Below are 22,013 nucleotides of genomic sequence, written 5' to 3'. Positions count from 1 at the left end.
TCTTACTCATTTGGTGATAGGAAAAGCTCGCAAAGTATAGTAGTTTTGTATTTCAACAAAAGGTTTATAAGTGGTTCCTTTTATTCCTACAATTCTTTTCCCGTTAGAGGCTTTTGCGACTTCAAATTTGTGGAGCACTGGCCTACGAGGTACTAAGGGTGTATGAATCAAATCATCCGAATCTGTAATATACAGGTATCGAATAAGTCCATCCGCCCCATATTCACACCCCCATAAGGTAATCGCATGAGCAGTAGAAAAGCCAGGATTAATATCTAACACCACAATCCCTTCTTTTAGAGCTCTTATTATGTGTCGAGAAAATATCTTAAGAGGGTCTTCATTCTTGTCGCCGTTATCACCCCAAGTCGAGTAGCCTCGTACAGAACGAGTATAGCCATCTTTCCACGTATTATCCAGTTGGTCGTAAATAGATTTTAGATAGGCACCAGAGTTGGGTTTGGGTTGAGAGCAAACACTACAATTACTGGCTCTATTTTCTCCTGAAAAATACCATGCAAAACCCATATCGGGGTGAGCTCCTCTATTAGTCCAGTTGGCCATAAACTCTTCAAAAATCTTCAATTCCCATTTCTCACCTACTCCTGAAGGCACCCCGTTGGGAAGAGAAAGCCCAGCTGCGGCATAGTTTTCTTGCCACCATTGTAATCCGTTGGCACAAGCGGCTGCCCAACAGAGAAGGCCATCGGGACCTCTACCATCTTTCTTTTTATTGACATCATACCACCCCTTATCTTTGGTTACTCCATGCACAAAAAGCACACCCGCCTCAGAGGGGAGATCACTCTCTATGGCTCTTACTACGATCTCGGCAGAGACAAGCTCGCCCATCGTGGCCTTAAAATTGTACTCGCCTGCACGTTTCGTCTTAAACGAGGTGCCCAAGAGCAAGACGGGTTCTTGTACCGCGCCACCCCACCAATAAATCTTGCACTTTGAGGTTACATCTTCCCCGCCCTGCGTTACAGAGAAATGCGCTTCGGTCTTACCATCGGCAGGAATTTCTCTTGTAGTTGCCGTGAGTTCGATAGGTTTTTCAGGGATAATTTCGGTAACATTGACCTCGAATACATTGGAGCGGTAACTCTTATAAATAGCTTGGAACTTATACTTGCCATGTTGATTGGTTTTGAAAACGCCATTCTCTACCAATGTTTCCTGCTCTCCTTTTAACAAAAAGATTTGACACAAAGAGGAGATATCTTTACCATCTGTAGTTACGTTAAACTTTACTTCCTCGATGCCATCGGCCTTTATCTCATTCTTACTCCCCTTAAGTATAAGAGTGAGAGGCAGAGCTTCTACCTCGAAAATGTTGGAGGTATATCCTCTAAAGGTCGCTTGAAACTGATACTTCCCTGCTTTCTCTGTTTTGAATCGAGGGCTATCGAGTAGCGTTTTCTCCTCACCTTGCAACAAATAGAGTGCACACTCAGAAGTAATATCCTTGCCCTCCCAAGAGACGTTGAGTGTAACTTCTTGCTCGCCATCTGCTACGATTTTCTCGGAAGATGCGTTCAGTATCAAAGAGAGAGCTACAGCCTCTACACGTATTACTTCAGACTTGTATTTGCCTTTATAAAGAGCGTAAAGCTCATATTCTCCCACCTTAGAGGTAAAAAAACGGCCATCTTTTAGAATTGTCTCAGGTGCCACTACGTGGAATGTACACTCCTCTTGTACAGAAATACCATTGTTGGTTACACTCATCTGTAGTGTATCGAGCCCGTCGGCTCTTATCACACGTTTGTCTACTGTAAGCTGCAGTGCTACTTGCTCCTCTATAACCACTTCTTTAGGAGGCTTACACCCCGTAAAAAGTGCCACTGCAAGAATGAGGAAAAGACCATAGAACTTGTTGGTTATTATTTTCATTTCCTTAAAATAAAATGTATTGTATCGGTAGTACTATATATTATTCCATCTTTGCTCTCGCTTGAACTAAGAACTCTCAACTTTTTTATTAGAAAAAGTCGCAGAATGCAATGAGGTAATTTTAACCTATCGTAAAAGTTACTCTATCCACAGAAAGGGTTACTCCTTATGGCAAAGAGACAGCTTCACTCTAAGCAATATACCGCACCTTCTCTCTCCATATGTTTATGGGTCTCGTTAGGAGGGCATCTACAAATATCGTTACAACTCAACTTTTCTCAAAAATAGAAAGCTTAATTGTTACAAAACATACCAACCCCCGCCGTGCAAATATAATACTTTATTTAAAAGAAAGAGTATTGCAAAATAAATAACATATATTGAAGAAGAGACCAGGGTCTCTTCCTGTACAGACAACTCTCAAAAGTTCTTTATCAAAATAGCACCCAAAAGGAGACCTTTGAAAAAAAAGCAGAGTAGGTGAGATATTATGGTATAAAGACTTCCAAAGTTTGCACAGGAGGAAACTCAAGTTTATATATGTGCAAACTTGCATTATCTCAGGTGCTAACTTTAGTTTCCTCCTATGCAAACTAAAACTCTCATAAAGGCTTTTAGTCCAAAACCTATAAGCAACTGTATCACAGCACTAAAGAGCAGCCTTTCAGACCTCTACGGTAAACCTCTCACGATGCCCCGCTCTTTTCAACTTAATACGTAAAACAAAGAGGATTTACAGAGAGAGGGGGAGGCAACCTCACATATTCCTAACGATGTAGCGAGCTATCCACTACGCGATAGGGGCACAGTCATTACAATTCTCGTTCAAGCCCTCTCGAAAGAAACTCCTCTTTCCTACCCTAATCAACCCGTGCAAAAAGGATAAATATCGAATTTCGTTTATCGAAAAACACCCGTTACAAAGAGAAAAAAGGTCTGTAAACGCTCTTCTTTAAGGGAGGAAAATCCCTTTACAGCAAAGGGATATAGAGAGATTTTTAAAATATCACTTAGTGTTATCATTTGGAAATAGTCCAATAAGTCCCTATCTTTGTTTTAGTTCAAATAGAAATGATATATTAAAAATCGACCAGAAAATAAACCGAAATAATATAGAGATATTGAGATAAGTTTCTGTTCAAAACAAATTATACAGTCTATCGCCTCCTCCCACCTCCTAAACCTTACAATGAGAAATATACGCTATACCTCTTCCAAACAGGGTTGTTCTCTACTTTTACTCCTGCTGTTCCTCTTGCCACTCGGTATGCTCTCCGCACAAAACAGAGGAGGACAAGAGTTAGAGGTACGCATCCTCGAGGCAGAGAGCCAAGAACCGATACCTGGGGTCGTGGTACGACTGGAGGAAAACCACTCAATAACCAATCAGCAGGGTATAGCGCGCATTGCATGGCCCTCTGGGCGCAAAGCGCATCTTATCGTACACGCGGTGGGGTATCAAGAAGAGCAGAGAATACTTGCCTACGAAGAAGCCACCTCTCGCCCTCTGACGCTTTATCTGAAAAATATAGAGTTAGAAGAGGTCGTCGTTACTACCGACAAGCGAAAACGTGAGCGCACCACCGTCTCCGTACGAATGAGCCAAGCACAACTCAAAGAAAATGTAGGCAAAAACCTCGCACAGATTTTACAGCAAATACCAGGCATGAGTAGTATCAGCAGCGGTGCTACCATCATGAAGCCCGTAATACAAGGTATGCACAGCAGTAGAATACTGCTCATCAACAACGGCGTGCGCCAAGAGGGGCAGCAGTGGGGAGCCGACCATGCTCCCGAGGTAGATGCCTCCTCGGTAACTGATATGGAGGTTATCAAGGGGGCAGAATCTATTCGCTACGGGGCAGGAGCGATTGGGGGCGTCATACTAATGAATACCGCCACACTACCCGAGGAGGATAAATGGGGTGGAAAATTGCAGTTAAAAGGAGCTTCTAACGCTCGCAGCTGGGGCGTAAATGCCGACACCTACGGAACCTTCAAAACCATAGAGGGGGTCAAATGGAGACTACAAGCTTCATCGCTCTATGCAGGCGACTATCGTACGGCAGCATATGTACTCAATAACACGGGCGTACGAGAGATGGGAGCAACGCTCGCCATGGGTATAAAGCGTAAAAGGTTCGAAGCCGACGCCTTTGCCAGTCTGTACCATGCTCGTTTGGGCGTATTCTACGGAGCACACATCGGTACTCTTGACGATCTTTTGGCGCGTTTTGAAGCGGGCAGACCTGTAAATGTTGCCCCTGCAAGCTATGCTATACACAATCCCAAACAGGAAGTATTGCACATAATAGGGCGTCTCTCTGGGCTCTACTCTATGGGTATAGGAGGGGTACTGCGTATGCAATACGACGTACAGAGCAATGTACGCGACGAATATGAGAACCGTCCTGGACGCTTTCGCTACGCACCCTCTATGGGTCTTTTCCTTACCACCCACTCGGGACACCTGAGCTGGGAGTCGGACAAACACGTCCCTCTACGTTTTATAGCAGGCACTTCGCTCATCTTTCAACAAAATGCCAATCGCAACGATACGGGCTCCATCCCCCTTATCCCCAACTTCGGAGCTTTCTCTTGGGGAGGGTATGGGATTGCCAAATATGTACAGAAAAGCTACGAATTGGAGGCAGGTGTCCGTTATGACTATAAGTATCTCGAAGCCAAAGGGTATGACGACTTAGGCATGTTCTACGGTGGAGAGACGCATTTCAAGAGCCCCTCTTTCTCGCTCTCGGCTATGCGTCGTATCGGCGACAATACCTCCTTCAGCAGCAACTTGGGATTGGCATGGAGAGCTCCCGATGTAAACGAACTATACAGCAAAGGATTGCATCACGGAGCTGCCTCTTACGAGATAGGCGATGCACACCTTGCCCCCGAGGCTGCATGGAAGTGGAACAATGAGCTCAGCTACAGCTCCCGCCTCCTCTCGCTTACTACCACTTTTTTCACCCAGTGGATTAAAAACTATATCTACGATGCTCCCCAAATAGACCCTGCTACGGGAGGACCAGAAGTAAAGGAACTACTCGCAGGAGTATTTCCTGTATTCCGCTACCGACAGGCCAACGCACTTTTCTACGGGGGCGATGTAAGCCTCTTGCTGCAACCTTTAGAGGCTTTGAGCTATCGCTTAGAGGGGCAATGGATACGAGCTATCAACCGAGAGACAAAGGGATTTTTCCCCTACATTCCCTCCGATCGCTACTCTCAGCGTATCGAGTGGAGCCCTACCCTGCCGATAAAACAGATAAAACAGCTATCCCTCTCGCTGGAGCATCTCTACGTAACACAACAAAAGAGATTTGATCCCGAAATAGACTTCATACCCCAAACGCCCCCCGCCTATCACCTTTTCGGCCTCTCGATAGGCACCTCCTTGCATTGGGGGCGTGGACTTTTCGAGATACGACTAAAGGGCGAGAATATTTTCAACCATCTCTATAAGGAGTACACCAATCGGTTTCGCTACTACGCTCACGAAAAAGGGCGAGACATACAGCTCTCTCTAAGTTATACCCTTTAATACGCACCATTCATTTAGATAGACTATGCAACGTTATCATTTTATACAAATACTTTTCGCAGCGGTATTGCTCGTGAGTCTCTTCTCATGCAGAGCACCTGAAGTAAAAAACCAAGTCGAAGAAAAAGAGCATGAAATGCCTTGGAGTGTAGAAATACTCTTTACTCCCGGTACGGTACAAGACACTACGGCAGTCTATGCCGACCGCTTTAACGCCTCGGGCAAGACACCCCTTAGTTACAAGGAAACGAAAGACTCCAAGAAGGGTTCGGTTATTAAGTCGGGAGCTGTAGAGCTTGCCAAAGGGGAATGGTACAAAGTAGATATTAACTTCTACAACAAAGCAGGCGTAAAGATCAATGCACAGTATCTGACGGACGAGCAGGCTTCTATGCACCAATTCTTCTTTCTCTCTACTCGTCGCGAAGATACTTCTAAGCCCTACCCTACACCGATAGCAACACAAGTCATCTACAAGTATATGGACCCCAAACCCTCCGACGGAGAGAAACAGCCCATCGGATTTGAGGGAGCTCTTCGCTTAATAGACGATGTTACCTATCCAGACTTTTACCTTCGCACCCAACTGGTGCATGTAGTGCCCCCTGCCACAAAGAAAAACAAAGAGGGCAACTACTATCCTTTTGACGAACCTGCCAAGCATCTACTCGGGGTAACGGACATCGACCTCCAAATACCCATAACTGTAAAACAGTAATCTATTATTTACACTCAAAATTATACTCAATTATGAAGAAAAGTATCTTTATCCTTTCATTAGCTACCACCGTAGCTCTTGCTTTTTCTTCCTGTAAAAAGGAACCCGTACAGACAAAACCCGAGGGAATAATGCCTCAAAAAGTTGAGATTTTGGTACGTGGCGGACACCTCCATGGTAGCAACTTCCATGGCAATCCGACCTATACCAATATCGCATTTCCTCTCAAGAATAAGGCACAGCTTACGCTCGAACTGCAATCCGACGGTAAGACCTATGCACTTAAGGGAAATACACCCCTTCGCCTAATGGCTCATATGGTTTGGTCTTCCGAAATAACCTTTTTAGACAAAGACAACAAGCGCGTAAACCCTTACTATACTACGAATGGAGTAGAAGACGTATGCCAATTCTTCCTCACGGCAGAGAATATGCGCCAATACACCCCTGGAGAGACTGTACAGGGTGCATCTATTAACAAGTCTTTAGAGCAGGTTATGAGCGGTTTTATATATCGCGATACTAATCCTGAACATCTTATGTACGAACCCCACGAAGGGCATCACCACCATCACAGCGGTAGTGTAGCATCACTTAGACATGAAGAAGATGAAGAAGAGGTAGAACTTTCGGAAAAGAACATCGGGTTCAAAGGCTATTTCCACAATCCTGATACCAAAAAAGCAGAGAACTTCATCGGTGTTCGAGAAGAACACGTTGCCTTCGACCTCGTGTATCACCTCGTACGCTTTGCTACCCCAAACAAAAAGAAAATGGGTAACCAATTCCGTAGTGCCTTTGCTTGGGAACAATCTTTCTCTGCACTAACAATCTGTTCGTTCAAAGTACCCGTGCGCATCGTTACGAAGCGTCCTAAAGATGAGGCTTCCTTTAACAACTTCATTTCAGACATCGCTAAGGAATTTAACCTTACACCCGAGCAGGTAAAAACTATGTACAACGAGGCTTCGAATATCCCTAATCATCAAGAAAACGACCCCGACGAATATCATATGTAATCCGAATGGGGCAGAACCCTATAGGGGTTCTATGAAATAAGTTTTTCTATCTAAATGGTAACGGGAAGGGAGATCTTTTTGCATCTTTGCCTTCCCGTTTTTACAAGGTATCCAAAGAAAGTAGAGGGGCAATGGGGAGCAGATTGAGCGTACGATGAAAAATATTTTCTCGTACCGTCGCGATGGGTAGTTGCAGATCCAGAGCCACTTTTTGATAGAGCGAAAAGATAGAAAAATCGGCCTCATCGGTTTCGAGGAATAGTCGCTCCGCTTGCCAAGCTGTGTGTAAAGACGACACTGAATAGTGCACTCCTAAAGAGAGGTAAAAACCTTTTGAAATAAGACTTTGCGCCAAATCGTTCTTTCCTCTGAATCCATGCACAACAAAGGTCGGTCGTTGCTTTTCCAACTGCTTTATGCAAGCAAAAAGTTCTTCCCATGCTTTTACCACATGCAGTACACAGGGAAGACTATTCTCGTACGCCAAACGGCACTGCTCCATGAAGCTCTCCTTTTGCAGAGATATATCTACTCTACTGTAACGATCTACTCCGCACTCGCCTATCGCTACGACCTGTGGCAGTTGGGCATAGTGTTGTAATTGCTTAAGTTGAGCAGATAAAGTTGCCTTCTCTATATACCATGGATGTAAGCCTAAGGAAATAGGAGTCTTTGCAGGGAGATATTGCTCCTTCACCCCCCTACTCGCCCTACCTCTTGCAAATGCAAAAGCCTCTTCCCGCTCAAGCCAATTCCCTTCGGTTGAAAGGTCAACGCTCCGTATCGCCACCACTTCGGGCGTAATCAAAGGCTCCGAATGTGTGTGAAAATCAATGTAAGGCGTCATCTTAGTAGGGGGATAGAACTCTTAGGGTACAGGGTCATAGCCTCCCCCTCCCCATGGATGACAACGAAAGATGCGCCGAATGGCAAGCCTCGTCCCCTTGATAGCACCATGTTTGCGAAGTGCTTCCAGAGCATACTGCGAACAGGTAGGCGTAAAACGACACGAAGGAGGAAAGAGTGGCGATATAGCCCCTCGATAAAAGTGAATAGGGAGCGAAAGAAAAAGTATAAGCAGACGATGAAGCTGGTAGTATATTTTCTGTCCCAAAGAGCGTTGCTTATTCATAATAGAAAGAAAAGGACTTACTCAACCGACAAAAGGGTAGGCTCTTCGCCTCCATTACTTACTTCGCCTTGCTTAGCCACTTCACGCTCAAGCCTCCGAAGTATCTTCTCCATAGCCTTATAGACCGAGGCATAAGAAGGTATTTCATCAGAAATCATCAAAACTGCAAAACAGAGCGTAGTATGCCGAGCCTCCAACTTTTCTCGTAGGGGAGCTTTTTGCAGACGGAAACTCTCCCGTACTAACCTCTTAACCCGATTACGATCTGTTGCATGCTTAAAACGTTTTTTCGGCACACTAATCAAGATGGCAAGTGGAGCCTCTTTCATAGGCTCTTCTACCATCATATAGACCACCCTAAATGGATAAGCCACAAAAGTAGCCCCGCAAGCAAAGAGCCTACGGAGCGTATCTCGTAAATATATTCGTTCTGATTTCTGAAGCCTACTTCTCTGCATGCTGAGAGAGATAGAGGTCAAGTGCGGCAGGCATAGAGGGTACACCTGGTACTGGTGCTGCAAAATCCAGTCGTAAGCCAGCTTGCTCCACAGCCTCTGCGGCAGAAGTGCTGAAAGCTCCTATCACTTTATCTCCTTGCTCAAAGTCGGGACAGAGCTCCTTCAAGGCCTTAATCCCATAGGGACTAAAAAAAAGAATAATATCATGGTCAAAAGCCATTGGTTCCTCATCCAATCCACGCGTTACGGTTCTATACATTATAGCGTGATTAAATGTGATTTTCTTCTCATTGAGCATATCGAAGAGTGCATTCTCTGGGTTTTCAGAAACGGGCAGAAAGTACGTTTCCTTAGGATGCTTAGCTATAGTTGCCAGCAAGTCCGTAAGCTGACCGTTCTCTCCAAAGAAGACTTTGCGCTTGCGATACACAATATACTTCTGCAAATAGAGAGCAATCGACTCACTCGGACAGAAATATTTCATGGATTCGGGTATTGTAAGGCGCAACTCTTTCGTGAGTGTGAAGAAATTATCAATAGCCGATTTGGATGAAAGGATTACAGCTGTATGGGCAAGAATATCTACTCTTTGGCGACGAAACTCTGCAGGTTCTACGGTAACCACCTTGATGAGTTGACGAAATTCTAAAGAATATCCATACTTTTCGGCAATAGAGTAGTAAGGAGATCGGCCAGAGGTAGGCTCTGGTTGCGATATAAGTATCTTCTTGGTCGGTGCGGTCATATTTTCTATTAATACAAAATTAATACTACCCCCGTATAGCAATCCATACCCAAAAGGCAAAGGGTGCTACTTCGTGGGTGCAAAGGTACAAAGAAAGTTGTAGATACGTAATATTTGTCTCTTTTAGTACACTCAGGGTACGTCGTATGACAAAAAGTCTCCAAAGAAGAAAGGTGATACCCGCTACCCATAATCCCGCCTGAAATCCCATCGGCTGGGTCATCATAAGTATGGCCAAGTAGAGCGGAAAAGACCATAACCACTCCAAAAGATTATACCCATCTCTCCACAAATCGTAAACCGAGAGAGAGAGGTAAACATACCCTAATGCACGGTAAAGCAACCTATGCACAACAAAAAAGAGATAGATACCAACGAAAAGTAGGGAGAGTATCAACAGCGTTTGCTCAAGAGCTATACCAACGAACCTACCTATGGAATCTAAATAAAAATAGGCGATAAGCGACAGAGAAAGGGAGAACTGCAAACGCCCCAAAATGAGAAAAAAAGTAGGGGATATATACCTTTTGATCTCTTCAAAGAAAACACTCTCTTTATAGAACGCAGCCGCCTCGAAAAGACGTGGATAGAGACGAGGAATGCGATAGGAAGCAAATCCCAAAAAGAGCAACCCTAAGAGGAGTAACAGATAAGCAACATCGTAGATAATCTGTCCTGTCCAAAAGTAAGCATAGGGCATAGCGGTAGCAATGATTTAGCTTCGAGTTAGAATATTTATTTCATTATATAATCATAAACATTGGCATAGCAGTAGCAATGATTTAGCTTCGAGGCGCAAGGGGGGCTTTTTCAGTTAATTGTCCTAATGCCTTTTGATAACGTGTATAGCGTGCTTTGAGACTTTCTCTCTGCTGTACCCATTGGGCAAAGAGGAAAGTCTCCGCCAAGGGCTTCTGATCCGCACGGCTCAGAGTATAGCGAGTAACTACTTTTCCCTCATGGTGTAGCTCCACCCTTAGCGGTACACTATCTTGATAGCACATATATACATAAAGCCCCAAAGCATAACTATCATTCGGGGGCAACTGTAATGTAGCATGATGCCTCCCACCAGCCGTAAAGGTGTGGTTATGGTCATCTCCTGTGTCGAAAACTCTTGAGCGCACGGCAATCTCTTGCGAAGAGGTCAGTCCGATAGCATCATATTTCAAAGGTCTGCTACCTATATAATAATGTGTAAGGCTCAAAAAGCCCTTTGGATGTGCCGAAGCGTAGAGATAGTTACCCATCTGCGTTGGAACCTGCCTATGATTCTGCGCACAATACTTAGCCTCTTGGGTTTCGCTCTCGGGTATAAAAACCATCTTTTCTTCGAGGCTATCTAAACGCACCTGAAGCCCTTCGAGAGCCTGCTCTATGGAGTCTAAGAGAAAGGTGTACTTCTGCGACAAAGCCTTACGACGCCAAGCAAGTGCCTCCTCTCGCAAAGCAAGGTCAGATGCCCACACACTATCGATAGAGTCGGCAAGAGGTATTGCTTGTTCAAAAGCCCCCTCCACCACATAACTCTGCAACTGCCCTAATGCTTGCTTACGTTCTTTCTTATCGGAGGAGCATCCTCCCAGTCCTAAGGTCATAAGGAGGGCAACACCCACCCCAAAAGCTATCTCTCTTTTCATCGTTAGAAGACACTTATTTTGAGATATTTCTTCGGATTAGCTTTAATATCCTCTACCAAGGTTTCTATCGTTTGTAAAAGTCTATTGGCTTCGTCATAGAGCTCATTGTTGTGTACCAACTTGCCAATAGTACCATCAGTGGAGTTGATTTGCTGAGTTATCTTACGCAACTCTTCGCTGGAGGTCTCTAAGTTTTGCACCAATGTTTTGAGTTCGATTTCATCCAGCTGACGAGTAAAACGCTCAAGACGTACTGCAGAAGAGTCTGCTGCTCGGAGTATATTCGCCACATCTCCTTTCATATAACCATCTACCTTGGCAACAACACCCTCTATACCTTGCATCGCCGTATTGGCACGCTGTACAGTAGCATGAGCCTCCTTAAGAGTAGCAAGAATCGCAGGGTCGTTGGCAATCGCATTGATAGCAGAAAGTGTAGAGTCTATCTTAGGCAACATCTGCACCACAGCGGGCAATATATTATTCGTTACCACAGACATCGGGTCATTGTCGGGGGGGACGGTTTCTAAATATCCTCCCTGCTCCAATATCTCGGTAGAAGAACCCAACTGCAAATCCAATTGAGCTCCCCCGAAGAGAGAAAGGCGTGCTGTGGCAGATGTTCCCTTGGGAAGGCGTATAGACTTGTCGATATTTACTTTTACCAAAGTGGTAGCATCATGCTCCATATCAAACTCCAACCCCTGTACCGTACCCACTTTATACCCGTTGATAAGAACGGGAGAGGCTACAACAATCCCCGAAACATCTTTAAAACGAGCATAGTAGTACTTCTCTCTACTGAAAACAGAGAGGCCCTTTAAGTAATTCACGCCCAGGTAAAGGATTAAGGAGGCCAGTAGTACCCAAAATCCTACCAGCGTTATTTTAGTTGTTTTCTTCATCGTTCAGTATGTTTTTGTGGTGTGTATTCTCTTGTTTTATCCGCTACTATCAGTAAATAGTACCCTGTCGTACCCCGTTCTTATAGATTACAATATAAGCTCCAGGGAATTTCTTCTTGTATTTCTTGAGCTGTTTCTCTGCCATCTTACGGTTGCCCGAGATGTCTACCATGTAGCAATAGTTTCTACCATTACGCTCACAACGCACCTTTTCGCCCTTAAAGTCTCGATTTTTGGTAGACACTTTCTTCTTCAAAGCCATGATCTGTATGGCATAAGTCTCGCCCTTCGATTTAGCAGGCTCCTCTACTACGGGGGCTTTCTCGGGTTGCTCAGCAAGCTCTACCTCGGTCTCAACGGTAGGCTCCTGCAGAGATTCCTCCTCCCTTATCTCGGGCTCTGGCTCTGGAGTGGAGGTATTCTCGACCGTCGTAACCCCAAAACTTTTGTTGTAGGCTTTATAGTAGTTGCCAAACCCCTCTACAATAGCGTTAGCAAGGGTCTGTTGCCCCCGCTGACTAAGCAAAAAGGCCGCCTCGTTTCTATTGGAGATAAAACCCAACTCGATAAGGATACTCGGCATAGCTGTCTCTCGGATAACCAAAAAACCAGCCTGACGAACGCCTCGATTGATGAGTGAGGTAGCCCCCAATTGGTCCTGTACCGCTTTGGCAATCTCTATACTCTGGTCGAGGTGCTTATTCTGCAAAAGCTCAAACATGATATAGCTCTCGCTCGAAGAGGGGTCGAATCCCTTATAGGTGCGCTCGTAGTTTTCCTCCAGAAGGATAGATTCATTCTCCTTCATCGCCACACGTAAGTTGTCTTCGTTACGCCACAAACCGAGTACGTAGGTCTCTACGCCCGAAGCGGAAGACTTGGCCGAATTGGTATGAATACTCATAAAAAGATCGGCCTTGTTCTTATTGGCAAAGTTGGCACGCTGCTGCAAACCGATAAAAACATCGGTTGTACGGGTATAAAGCACCTTTACATTAGGAAATCGCTTGGAGATCATCTCTCCCACACGTAATCCCACGGCAAGGTTGATGTCTTTCTCTCTACCTCCGTGTGCTACCGCTCCAGCATCTTTCCCCCCATGTCCTGGGTCGATAACTACCGTAAACTTATTCTTGCCCTTTCGTTGAGCAAAAAGTAGTGATGGCGAGGCAAACTCTCCTATCAATAGAAGGAGGAGCGAGAACGATACTATCTTAATCCACTTATGTTTCATAGGACACACCTATTTTGCACTAATCAATTTTTATTGACAAGAGGAGCCCTACGCGTTACCCCTCTTTACAGCCCTTACTTAGGGTAGGGTACGGCAATTATACATTGAAGCGGAAGTGCATAATGTCTCCATCTTGCACCACGTACTCCTTACCCTCTACATTCATTTTACCCGCCTCTTTTACAGCAGCCTCACTGCCCAGAGCGACGTAATCTTCATACTTAATAACCTCGGCACGGATAAATCCTTTCTCAAAATCGGTATGGATGATGCCCGCACACTGAGGAGCTTTGCTTCCCTTGATAAAGGTCCACGCTCTTGTTTCATCGGCTCCCGAAGTGAAGTAGGTTTGCAAGTTGAGCAACGCATAGGCGGCACGGATAAGACGGCTTACTCCCGACTCTTCCAAACCTATCTCTTCGAGGAACATCTGACGCTCTTCGTAGGTCTCCAGCTCGGCTATTTCACTCTCTATCTTCGCTGCCACGATGAGCAAACCTGCCCCCTCGCTGGCAATAGCTTCGCGCACGCGCTCTACATAGGCATTGCCTTTAGTGGCAGAGGCTTCGTCTACATTGCATACATAAAGCACGGGTTTGGCAGTAAGCAAATAAAGCTCGCGCGCCGCTTCCTGCTCCTCTTTCTTATCAAACTGCACGGTACGTGCGTTGAGTCCCTTTTCGAGTGCCTCTTTGTAGCGCTGCAAAACGCCTACCACAAGGGCAGCCTGCTTGTCTCCGCCCGTCTTAGCCTGCTTTTCGAGCTTAGCAAGACGACTCTCTACCGTTTCCAAATCTTTGAGTTGTAGTTCGGTGTCGATGATTTCCTTATCTCGAATGGGGTCTACCGAGCCATCTACGTGCGTGATGTTATCATCGTCAAAGCAACGCAGTACGTGCAGTATGGCATCGGTCTCTCGTATATTGCCGAGAAACTTATTGCCCAAGCCCTCGCCCTTACTGGCGCCCTTGACCAAACCCGCTATATCTACAATCTCCACCGTAGCAGGGATAAGGCGCTTAGGCTTATCGATCTCTGCCAACTTATTGAGACGCTCATCGGGTACTGTAATAACCCCCACGTTGGGCTCTATGGTACAAAAAGGGAAATTGGCAGACTGTGCCTTTGCATTGGATAAGCAATTGAAGAGGGTCGATTTACCTACATTGGGCAAACCAACGATACCGCATTGTAACGACATTATTGTGTAACTATCTTTATTTCTATCAGTTTATCAGGACAAAAATAGCCTTTTTGCAGATATTACCGAAAAGAAAGGAGGCTCAAAAGTGTACAAAAAAAGCAATGACCACCCTAAGGCAATCATTGCTTTGCTATTTCGGAGGAGTCTGAACTAAGCGTCAGGCGCATCCATTCATACAGGTTGGAAAAAAGAGTTGTATGAATATACAACCCGAAAAGAGGAGTATCGCCGCAAGCAGTGCAGATATGCAACGCTCTTTGGCAGTGCTATTCTTCCTACTCTTAAAGGCTGCCCCTGCATAGCCTGCCAAGCAGAAAAGGAGTACTACCATCACTACCATAGCAAGCACGAAGAGTATCTTAGGGTCAGAAATTACAAATCGGAGGAAGCTCTCCCAACAGCTGCTAGAGCTATAATAACTAAGCTCCATACATCCATTCTCTTTTCTTTCTGTTCCATAGCTACTATTGTGATTCTTTCAGTTCATAAACTGCTTTCTATCGCTCGTTCGAAAAGTTAGGGTATTTAGATTGGATTATAACCTCGTACCAAGAAGTCTATAACCACATTTGCAAAAAGCCCCACAGAGACTATTTGGGCAAAGACAGAGATTATGAAGATATAAATCAATTTGCGCGTTATAGGTCGTTTTTTTATTAGAGTACGACCGATAGTAGTCACTAAAATTAGAAAACTCGCCGAGCCTAAAATAAACGCTACGATAGATGTGACCCAATGATTTCTTACAATAATAGGTAAGAAGAACAGCAACGAAAGGCTTAAAAAAGCTACAGTCGTCGCTATAAAACCTACATTATACCCCTTCTCTTTCATTTGTGTTTGAAATGAATCCTTTACTTCTGGTCACCATAATCTCTGTGTGCCATTCTCACACAATCAAGATATTCTTCATTTATTTCGAAGACTATCAATCGCATAACCTTACAATAGTCTTTCCGATAGTAAATACAACAATAACTGCCGTAACTATTCGTCCCGCTCCTAATGCCGAAATTCCTATCATCATTCCATCAAGTAGAGCATCAAAAGCTATCCTTGTACTTCAAATAACTATTTATTAAATCTTATACATTAAATAGTTAAAACAGGTAGAGGCAAAGTTATATCTTTTCTTTGCATAGCACGTAACAAAAATTTCCTCCTGTACAAACTCGAGTTTCTACCTGTGCAAACTAAAGTTATCATAGGAGAAAACTTTTCAAAAGATATATGGGCTTTTTTGTGTAATCGTCTACCCATAACAGCGCGAGCATAGTCATACCATAAAAAAGCCTCTTGTCCATTCTTAAAAAGACGAATGGTAATAGGTAGAGGGGTGGCTGTTGGTCTCTCTTTCCAAATAGGGTATCTTTGTCGGCGCAATAAGAAAACTTAATCCACGCATAACGATGAAATACCCTACCTCCCTACAAGAGCTTTACGCTCCCGAGTATAGTCACTGCTTTGGTTGCGGACAGGTACACCCCACGGGGCTACATATAAAAAGTTATCTAACTGATAGTGGCACAGAAGCCGAGTGTCGCATTACACCGCCCGACTACTATACAGGAGGAGTGCCTCATAACCTCTACGGCGGAGCCATTGCTATGTTTTTCGATTGCCACGGTACGGGTTCGGCGGCAGGTTTTTACATGGTGCATCATGGTATAGAAGTTACGGCAGAGAATATCGACCGCTTCGTTACTGCCCACTTGGAGGTCGATTACTTGACTCCCACTCCCATGCAACAAGAGCTTAGGATTATAGCCACGCCTACCGAAGTAGGAGCTCGCAAAGTCATTATGAAAATGGAGATGTGGGTGGGCGATAAGAAAACTGCCACGGCTATGATGGTGGCAGTGCGCATACCTGCCCACCCCTAAATAGCGAGCCTTACGGAAGTTTTCAAAAAGGGTATCGAGGGGAGCAAGGGGCAGTAAAAAGGACTCCTTCACTCCCTTCTCAACAGCCCACAGAAGGTGTCCGAAGAAAGGACTAACCCTTTCGAGAAAAACCATTAACCCTTTTGACCAAAAGGGTCCGTGCAAACTTACAAAACCCTCCGTGTAAACAAATGAAAGGGTTATACCTTTTGAAACACGGCAACGCTCTGCCGAAAAGTAAGCACGGAAGCCTACTTATCTTACAACAATCCCCTACACCGACAATCGATGTGAGGGATTTCTTTTTGGCGACCTCCCACACTAACTATATAGCTTGCTCCAGCCTTTTCTCAAGAAGAAAAAGGGCTGTATCCACGTCAAACGTTCGAATACAGCCCAAAGAGAATCTACTTAACCCTCATATAAAACATATTTCAACTCACGTAGCCCAGAAAGGCTACAAATCAGATTAGCCTCTTCCAAGAGGGTAGCCTCCAAGATTTTTAACTCACCCAAGGCTTCCTAAACCAGGAAGATACTATCGCAAAAGTAATACTAATCTGACATTTCTATCCTATAAAATAATAATGCTATAGTACATAACACAAAAAAATTACTTGAAGATATTGCTATATATAACATGAAGTATTTCTTTTGCACAAAAGATTGATATTAAAACAGAATTAAATCGGAGCATCGATTTGCAAGGATATTTCATTGGATAATATGAACACCTATACAGCAACTGCCATAGCTCACATAAGCGATGACGCAAGGGTACAGAGCATGAGTGAGCACCAAGAAGGTGTTGCAAAGCTATGCAGCAACTTCTTGACTAATGCCTTAGGAGAAGAGTGGCATTCTTTCGGCGAGCTTCTCGGGGCGATACACGACCTCGGCAAATACAATCCAGACTGGCAGAACTACCTATTAAGAAGCAGAGGCCTAATAGAGGGCACACCGCTCTCAACCCCTCATAGTGCCTCTGGGGCTCTTTATGCCAATAAGCTCTTACCTCAACGATTGGGCAGAATAGCCTCTTTCTGTATAGCCTCGCACCATCGCGGTCTATACGATTATAGCGACCTCTCAAGCAGGATAGAGTCAGATAACGAGAAGCTTATATATGAGAAATCGACAGCTCAAAAACAACTCTTCCACGAGGCACCTACATGGTCTCTGCAATTAGAGACAGGACTTAAAGAGCTACTCAAATCAAAAGAAGGGCGTAGTGACATACAAATGCTTATCCGGATGATCTTCTCATGTCTGGTGGATGCCGATGCTAGAGACACAGAGTTATTCATGGCTCCCAACATAGCCCAACAAAGGGAAAGATTCCAAACTCTATATCAAAATCAAATATGGTGTAGCCTGCGAGAGAAACTATATGCACACACCGAGCAGTTCGTTGCCGACTCAGAAATCAATCGAGCGAGAAGTCTATTCCTATCTCAGTGCAAAAGACACGGAGAAACGGCTCCCAAGGGCATTTACTCGCTATTTCTGCCAACGGGTGGGGGCAAAACACTCTCCTCAATGGCTTGGGCTCTGGAGACTGCTGAACGCCACCACCTGGAGCGAATCATCGTTGTGCTTCCTTTTACCAGCATCATTACACAAACATGTCAAATACTACGCAATATATTCGGTGCAGATGCCATTTTAGAGCATCACTCAGATATAGATACTAAAAGGATAGAAACAGAGCAGTCAAGCTCTTCTCAAGAGGGGGAAAGTAGCCGGCTCAAGCTCCTCGCCGACAACTGGCAGGATGTACCGATTATCGTAACAACGAATGTGCAGTTCTTCGAGTCCCTATTTGCCAATAGACCCTCAAAATGTAGAAAAGTACACTCCATAGCCAACTCCGTGCTACTATTTGATGAGTGTCAAGCTTTCCCTACCGAGCAACTCAGCCCGATGCTCAGAAGTATCGAAAGCCTCTCCAGATGTTGTGGAACGCAAACACTACTGTGTACCGCCACCCAACCAGTATTTGATGAGTCTATCAAATCACTAAACAGAACAGCAGGGCTCTATAATATCAAAACTCCGATAGAGGAGGTTGTCCCCTACGATGCCACCTTATTTGCCCATTTCGAAAGAGTAAAATACCATCTCGATATAAAAAACTACAGCATCAAAGAGCTTGCTTTGGAGCTATCCCAGTATTCTTCCGCTCTATGCATTGTAAATAGTAGAAAGGAAGCATGTCTCCTCTACGAAGCACTCAGAGATATACGTGGCACGTCTGGCGATGGGCTTATACACCTATCACGCATGATGTGCTCAGAACATCTTGGCAAGCAGATAGCGCAAATCAGACACCGTGTATCCTCAAAACTGCCTACAATTGTCATCAGTACTCAACTCATAGAGGCAGGCGTAGATTTAGACTTTCCCATTGTTTATAGAGCTTACAGTGGCTTAGACTCGATTATTCAGGCTGCTGGGCGGTGTAATCGAGAGGGTAGGCTTTCTTCCAAGGGTAATGTCTACATCTTTAAGCTAACGGATGTCAATACCTCATTTCCCGCTTTATCAAAAAGCCAGTATGCTACAGAAGAAGTACTCGCAGGGCAAAATGTAGACCTACACGACCCTGAGATTAGTAAAGAATACTATCGGAAACTCTATGGTAGACACAAGGATTTTGACAAAGGAAATATGCTACAGCACCTCTGGAATATCAAGGTAACTCAGGATATAAAACTCAACTTCGAGAGTGCACAGAAAGCTTTTAGGCTTATAGATAATGAGGGTAATTTCGATCTATTTGTACCCTATACAGAGGCGGGAGAAAAGATTATTAATAAGATTATGAACCACCATTGGCTCGAGCGAGATGAGCTACGAAGCCTTCAGAGGCTACGTGTAGGACTTAGAAAAAAAGATTTGGAAGAGCTTTTCAAGCAGGGAAGTATATCTATCGTACACTTCTTTGGAGAAGAAAAGAATCCCATATTGATACTTACCGATAAAAGAAGCTATAGCGACGAACTGGGCGTAACTATGACCAACTACTATTTAGAGGAACCGCAATTAGTATAATTTATGAGCAAACATCATTTGACTCCTATGAAAGATAAGAAAGAATTTTGCATTCGCCTAAGAGGCGACTTTGCATGCTTTACTCGGCCAGAGATGAAGGTAGAGCGCGTTAGCTACGAAGTCATCACTCCATCAGCAGCAAGGAACATCTTCCAAGCCATATTCTGGAAACCCGCCATAAAGTGGCATATCCGTCGCATCGAGGTACACAATCCTATCCGAAAAACATCGGTACGGCGCAATGAAGTTTCGAGTGTTATGAACCTCAAAAGCGGTCCTATAGATGTGAATAGCAAACGCACGCAACGTACAGCGTACATTCTGAAAGATGTATGCTATCGCATCTTCGCCGAAATGGAATTCATCCCATTAGAGTGTCGAAGTAAAGAGCAGCAAAAGCAGTGCAAGCACCCCGAAGCCGAGACACCCGAGAAGTACCACGATATATTTGAAAGGCGTGCCTCTCGAGGTCAATGCTTCACACAACCCTATCTCGGGTGTAGAGAATTCAGCTGCTCTTTTGAGTTCGAACCCAATGCAGAGTACCAAGAAGGTATCGATGATACAAGAAGTTTGGGCTACATGCTCTTCGATTTAGACTTTGAGAGCAATCCTAAAGCTCCCAATCCCCTTTTTTTCAATGCCTATATGGAGCATGGAGTTATTACTGTACCACACATAGAAGAGGATAAAGAAAAAATATTACGCTAAACCTATGATACTACAAGCTCTATACAACTACTACTGGAAGCTGGCTGCTTATCAAGAACAGCTGGACGAAGAGGAGGGAGGGCGTAAAATAGCCCCTCCAGGCATGGAATGGAAAACCATCCCCTATATTGTGGTCATTAAGTCGGATGGCACATTCGTTCGTATCGAAAAAACGGACAACCAACTCTATCTCATCCCGAAAGACAATGCACGCACCAGCCAGGTAGAAGCACAGACATTATGGGATCACTGTGGCTACCTTTTGGGCATTCCTAAGACCGATAACGATAGTGATAAGAAAAACTACCCTGCACAATTCGATGCTTTCAATAAAAGGGTATTGGAGTTACCCGATACTGTATCTATTAAAGCCGTCAAACTATTTTATCAAAAAGAAGAATATCTAAAAGCAAGAGAGGATCAACTAATCTCTGAAATTAAGTCTTCTAAGGGTGGACGTATCACATTTGTCATAGAGGATAAAGATAGAATAGAGGTAGCATCTCTACCAGAAGTAATAGAGGTTATGGATCCTCGCATTAGGGAAAATCATGAACCCCATGGTCGCATGACCTGCATCGTAACAGGAAAACAAGACAGCTCCATTGCCCCAACTCACGAAAAAATTGCTTTAGGAAAAGACAGCGGTCCCTTAATAGGAATCCAAAAAGCCTCGGGCTTCGACTCCTATGGCAAACAGCAAGGTTTTAACGCCCCCATTTCATTCGAAGCATCGGATGCTATCGGAACAGCTCTTAAGGAACTATTGCGTAAGGACAATGGCACCTCTCTTCGAATCGGTAATACCGTATATATCTTCTGGAGTAGCCTATTAGATCGAGAGTTTATAAGTAACTATCAAAAGTTCGCCTTCGAGTTAGAGACTTCTAAGCAATCCAAAGATGACAGTGATACACCCTCAGAAGATCCAGAAAAAGGGGTAGAGAATCTTCGTAAAGCAATGAAAATGTATGCGGGAGGTAAAAACAGCCTTAATGGAATCGACTATGGAAAAGAACGATTCTTTATGCTGGGACTAATGCCTAACTCGGGTAGAATTGCCGTCAAATTCTGGGCAGAGGGTACAGTTCAAGAGATGACCCAGAATATCCTAACACACATGGAAGACTTCCATATTATCAAGTGGAATGGCAAGATAGATCCAATGCCTCAGCCTCAGTCTCTGCATAAAATCATATACTCCATCATGCCTAAGGGTAAGAAAATAGATAAGATGTCTACTCACCTTCTTGAAGAACTCATTGAGAGTATCGTCAAGAATAAGCCTTATCCCTCATTAGTTCAAAAACTCTGCTTACGAAAAAATAGAAGGGAAAGGAATGTAACTGAGATGCGAGCTGCCATTCTTAAGGCATTTATAAATAGAAAAAATCGTTTTCAAAAAAGAAATATCGTCATGCAAGTAGGACTAGACAAAAATCAAACTGATGTAGGCTACCTGGGAGGTCGCCTACTCGCACTCTACGAGTACACACAAGAAAAAGCCTTGGGGGATGTAAATACCTCTATTAAGGATCGATTCTACTCCAAGGCCAGCGTAGTTCCCAGAACTGTATTCCATAAGATGACAGTTCTTCACCAAAAGCACATCCGCAAAATCTCTCGAAATAAGCCAAAGACGGCTTACTTTCTCACCAAAGTACATCAGGAAATCCGTAACCTTTTCCCTGGTTCAGAACTGGTATTCCCTCAAAGATTCACCCTTGATCAGCAAAATATGTTTGATAACGGATACTACCACCAGAGCAAAGAACTACGTACTCTTCCCCCTATAGACCCCCAAAACGACAAAAAAAAGGAGGAGGAAAATCCCCAAAAATCTAAATAACCCATATTATCAAAA

At 44.3% G+C, this 22,013-nt stretch carries 20 protein-coding genes; 8 read left to right on the top strand and 12 right to left on the bottom strand.

Features of this window, described 5'->3' with window-relative positions:
* Window positions 1-6: 6 nt before the first annotated feature.
* Window positions 7-1,896 carry an IdeS/Mac family cysteine endopeptidase gene (locus B5D06_RS06205; RefSeq protein ID WP_078737146.1) on the bottom strand — a complete coding sequence of 630 codons (1,890 nt, stop codon included), beginning with the start codon at window positions 1,894-1,896 and terminating at the stop codon, window positions 7-9.
* Between the two features lie 1,189 nt (window positions 1,897-3,085).
* On the opposite strand from B5D06_RS06205, the gene B5D06_RS06200 reads away from it, so the two are divergent.
* Genes B5D06_RS06200 through B5D06_RS06190 form a run of 3 tightly spaced genes read left to right on the top strand, consistent with a single transcriptional unit; the run spans window position 3,086 to window position 7,183 of the window.
* Entirely contained in the window at window positions 3,086-5,446 is a 2,361-nt protein-coding gene (locus B5D06_RS06200) for a TonB-dependent receptor (protein ID WP_078737145.1), read from the top strand.
* A 25-nt stretch (window positions 5,447-5,471) separates the two neighbouring features.
* Window positions 5,472-6,164 (top strand): hypothetical protein, encoded by a 693-nt coding sequence (locus B5D06_RS06195; protein WP_078737144.1) that lies wholly within the window; start codon window positions 5,472-5,474, stop codon window positions 6,162-6,164.
* 32 nt (window positions 6,165-6,196) lie between these two features.
* Window positions 6,197-7,183: a hypothetical protein gene (locus tag B5D06_RS06190; protein ID WP_078737143.1), complete on the top strand. Its 987-nt coding sequence runs from the start codon at window positions 6,197-6,199 to the stop codon at window positions 7,181-7,183.
* A 100-nt stretch (window positions 7,184-7,283) separates the two neighbouring features.
* Here the strand turns inward: B5D06_RS06190 and B5D06_RS06185 are convergent, their stop codons facing one another.
* The 11 genes from B5D06_RS06185 to B5D06_RS06135 form a co-directional block, all read right to left on the bottom strand.
* Window positions 7,284-8,030 (bottom strand): TatD family hydrolase, encoded by a 747-nt coding sequence (locus tag B5D06_RS06185; protein ID WP_078737142.1) that lies wholly within the window; start codon window positions 8,028-8,030, stop codon window positions 7,284-7,286.
* Between the two features lie 21 nt (window positions 8,031-8,051).
* The gene (gene yidD, locus B5D06_RS06180) at window positions 8,052-8,315 is read right to left on the bottom strand and encodes a membrane protein insertion efficiency factor YidD (RefSeq protein ID WP_078737141.1); all 264 of its coding nucleotides are present in this window, start codon (window positions 8,313-8,315) and stop codon (window positions 8,052-8,054) included.
* Window positions 8,316-8,332: 17 nt separating this feature from the next.
* Window positions 8,333-8,773: a ribonuclease P protein component gene (locus B5D06_RS06175; RefSeq protein WP_078737140.1), complete on the bottom strand. Its 441-nt coding sequence runs from the start codon at window positions 8,771-8,773 to the stop codon at window positions 8,333-8,335.
* Window positions 8,760-9,518 (bottom strand): uroporphyrinogen-III synthase, encoded by a 759-nt coding sequence (locus tag B5D06_RS06170; protein WP_078737139.1) that lies wholly within the window; start codon window positions 9,516-9,518, stop codon window positions 8,760-8,762. Before B5D06_RS06170 ends, B5D06_RS06175 begins: the two co-directional genes overlap by 14 nt.
* Before the next feature lie 25 nt (window positions 9,519-9,543).
* A complete protein-coding gene (locus tag B5D06_RS06165; RefSeq protein ID WP_078737138.1) occupies window positions 9,544-10,218 on the bottom strand; it encodes a DUF4271 domain-containing protein in 675 nt (224 codons plus the stop codon).
* Between the two features lie 82 nt (window positions 10,219-10,300).
* Entirely contained in the window at window positions 10,301-11,158 is an 858-nt protein-coding gene (locus B5D06_RS06160; RefSeq protein ID WP_078737137.1) for a hypothetical protein, read from the bottom strand.
* 2 nt (window positions 11,159-11,160) lie between these two features.
* Window positions 11,161-12,063: an MlaD family protein gene (locus B5D06_RS06155; RefSeq protein WP_078737136.1), complete on the bottom strand. Its 903-nt coding sequence runs from the start codon at window positions 12,061-12,063 to the stop codon at window positions 11,161-11,163.
* A 49-nt stretch (window positions 12,064-12,112) separates the two neighbouring features.
* Window positions 12,113-13,297, bottom strand: coding sequence for an N-acetylmuramoyl-L-alanine amidase family protein (locus tag B5D06_RS06150; RefSeq protein ID WP_078737135.1), 1,185 nt, complete (start codon window positions 13,295-13,297; stop codon window positions 12,113-12,115).
* Between the two features lie 97 nt (window positions 13,298-13,394).
* On the bottom strand, window positions 13,395-14,498 hold the full coding sequence (gene ychF / locus B5D06_RS06145) for a redox-regulated ATPase YchF (protein WP_078737134.1): 1,104 nt from the start codon (window positions 14,496-14,498) through the stop codon (window positions 13,395-13,397).
* Between the two features lie 160 nt (window positions 14,499-14,658).
* Window positions 14,659-14,931, bottom strand: coding sequence for a hypothetical protein (locus B5D06_RS06140; RefSeq protein ID WP_078737133.1), 273 nt, complete (start codon window positions 14,929-14,931; stop codon window positions 14,659-14,661).
* A gap of 95 nt (window positions 14,932-15,026) precedes the next feature.
* A complete protein-coding gene (locus B5D06_RS06135) occupies window positions 15,027-15,335 on the bottom strand; it encodes a hypothetical protein (protein ID WP_078737132.1) in 309 nt (102 codons plus the stop codon).
* Between the two features lie 11 nt (window positions 15,336-15,346).
* On the opposite strand from B5D06_RS06135, the gene B5D06_RS08880 reads away from it, so the two are divergent.
* The 5 genes from B5D06_RS08880 (at window position 15,347) to cas8c (ending at window position 21,998) form a co-directional block, all read left to right on the top strand.
* Window positions 15,347-15,583: a hypothetical protein gene (locus tag B5D06_RS08880; protein ID WP_143742629.1), complete on the top strand. Its 237-nt coding sequence runs from the start codon at window positions 15,347-15,349 to the stop codon at window positions 15,581-15,583.
* A gap of 327 nt (window positions 15,584-15,910) precedes the next feature.
* Window positions 15,911-16,384: a PaaI family thioesterase gene (locus tag B5D06_RS06130; RefSeq protein ID WP_078737131.1), complete on the top strand. Its 474-nt coding sequence runs from the start codon at window positions 15,911-15,913 to the stop codon at window positions 16,382-16,384.
* A 726-nt stretch (window positions 16,385-17,110) separates the two neighbouring features.
* Entirely contained in the window at window positions 17,111-19,438 is a 2,328-nt protein-coding gene (locus B5D06_RS06125) for a CRISPR-associated helicase/endonuclease Cas3 (RefSeq protein WP_078737130.1), read from the top strand.
* Between the two features lie 27 nt (window positions 19,439-19,465).
* On the top strand, window positions 19,466-20,149 hold the full coding sequence (gene cas5c / locus B5D06_RS06120) for a type I-C CRISPR-associated protein Cas5c (protein ID WP_078737166.1): 684 nt from the start codon (window positions 19,466-19,468) through the stop codon (window positions 20,147-20,149).
* 4 nt (window positions 20,150-20,153) lie between these two features.
* Window positions 20,154-21,998, top strand: coding sequence for a type I-C CRISPR-associated protein Cas8c/Csd1 (cas8c, locus tag B5D06_RS06115; protein WP_078737129.1), 1,845 nt, complete (start codon window positions 20,154-20,156; stop codon window positions 21,996-21,998).
* Window positions 21,999-22,013: the final 15 nt, after the last annotated feature.

The sequence above is a fragment of the Porphyromonas circumdentaria genome, assembly GCF_900167105.1.
GTDB lineage: Bacteria > Bacteroidota > Bacteroidia > Bacteroidales > Porphyromonadaceae > Porphyromonas > Porphyromonas circumdentaria.
Note: the sequence above shows the minus strand (reverse complement) of the source record. Positions and strands in the feature narration are given on the sequence as shown.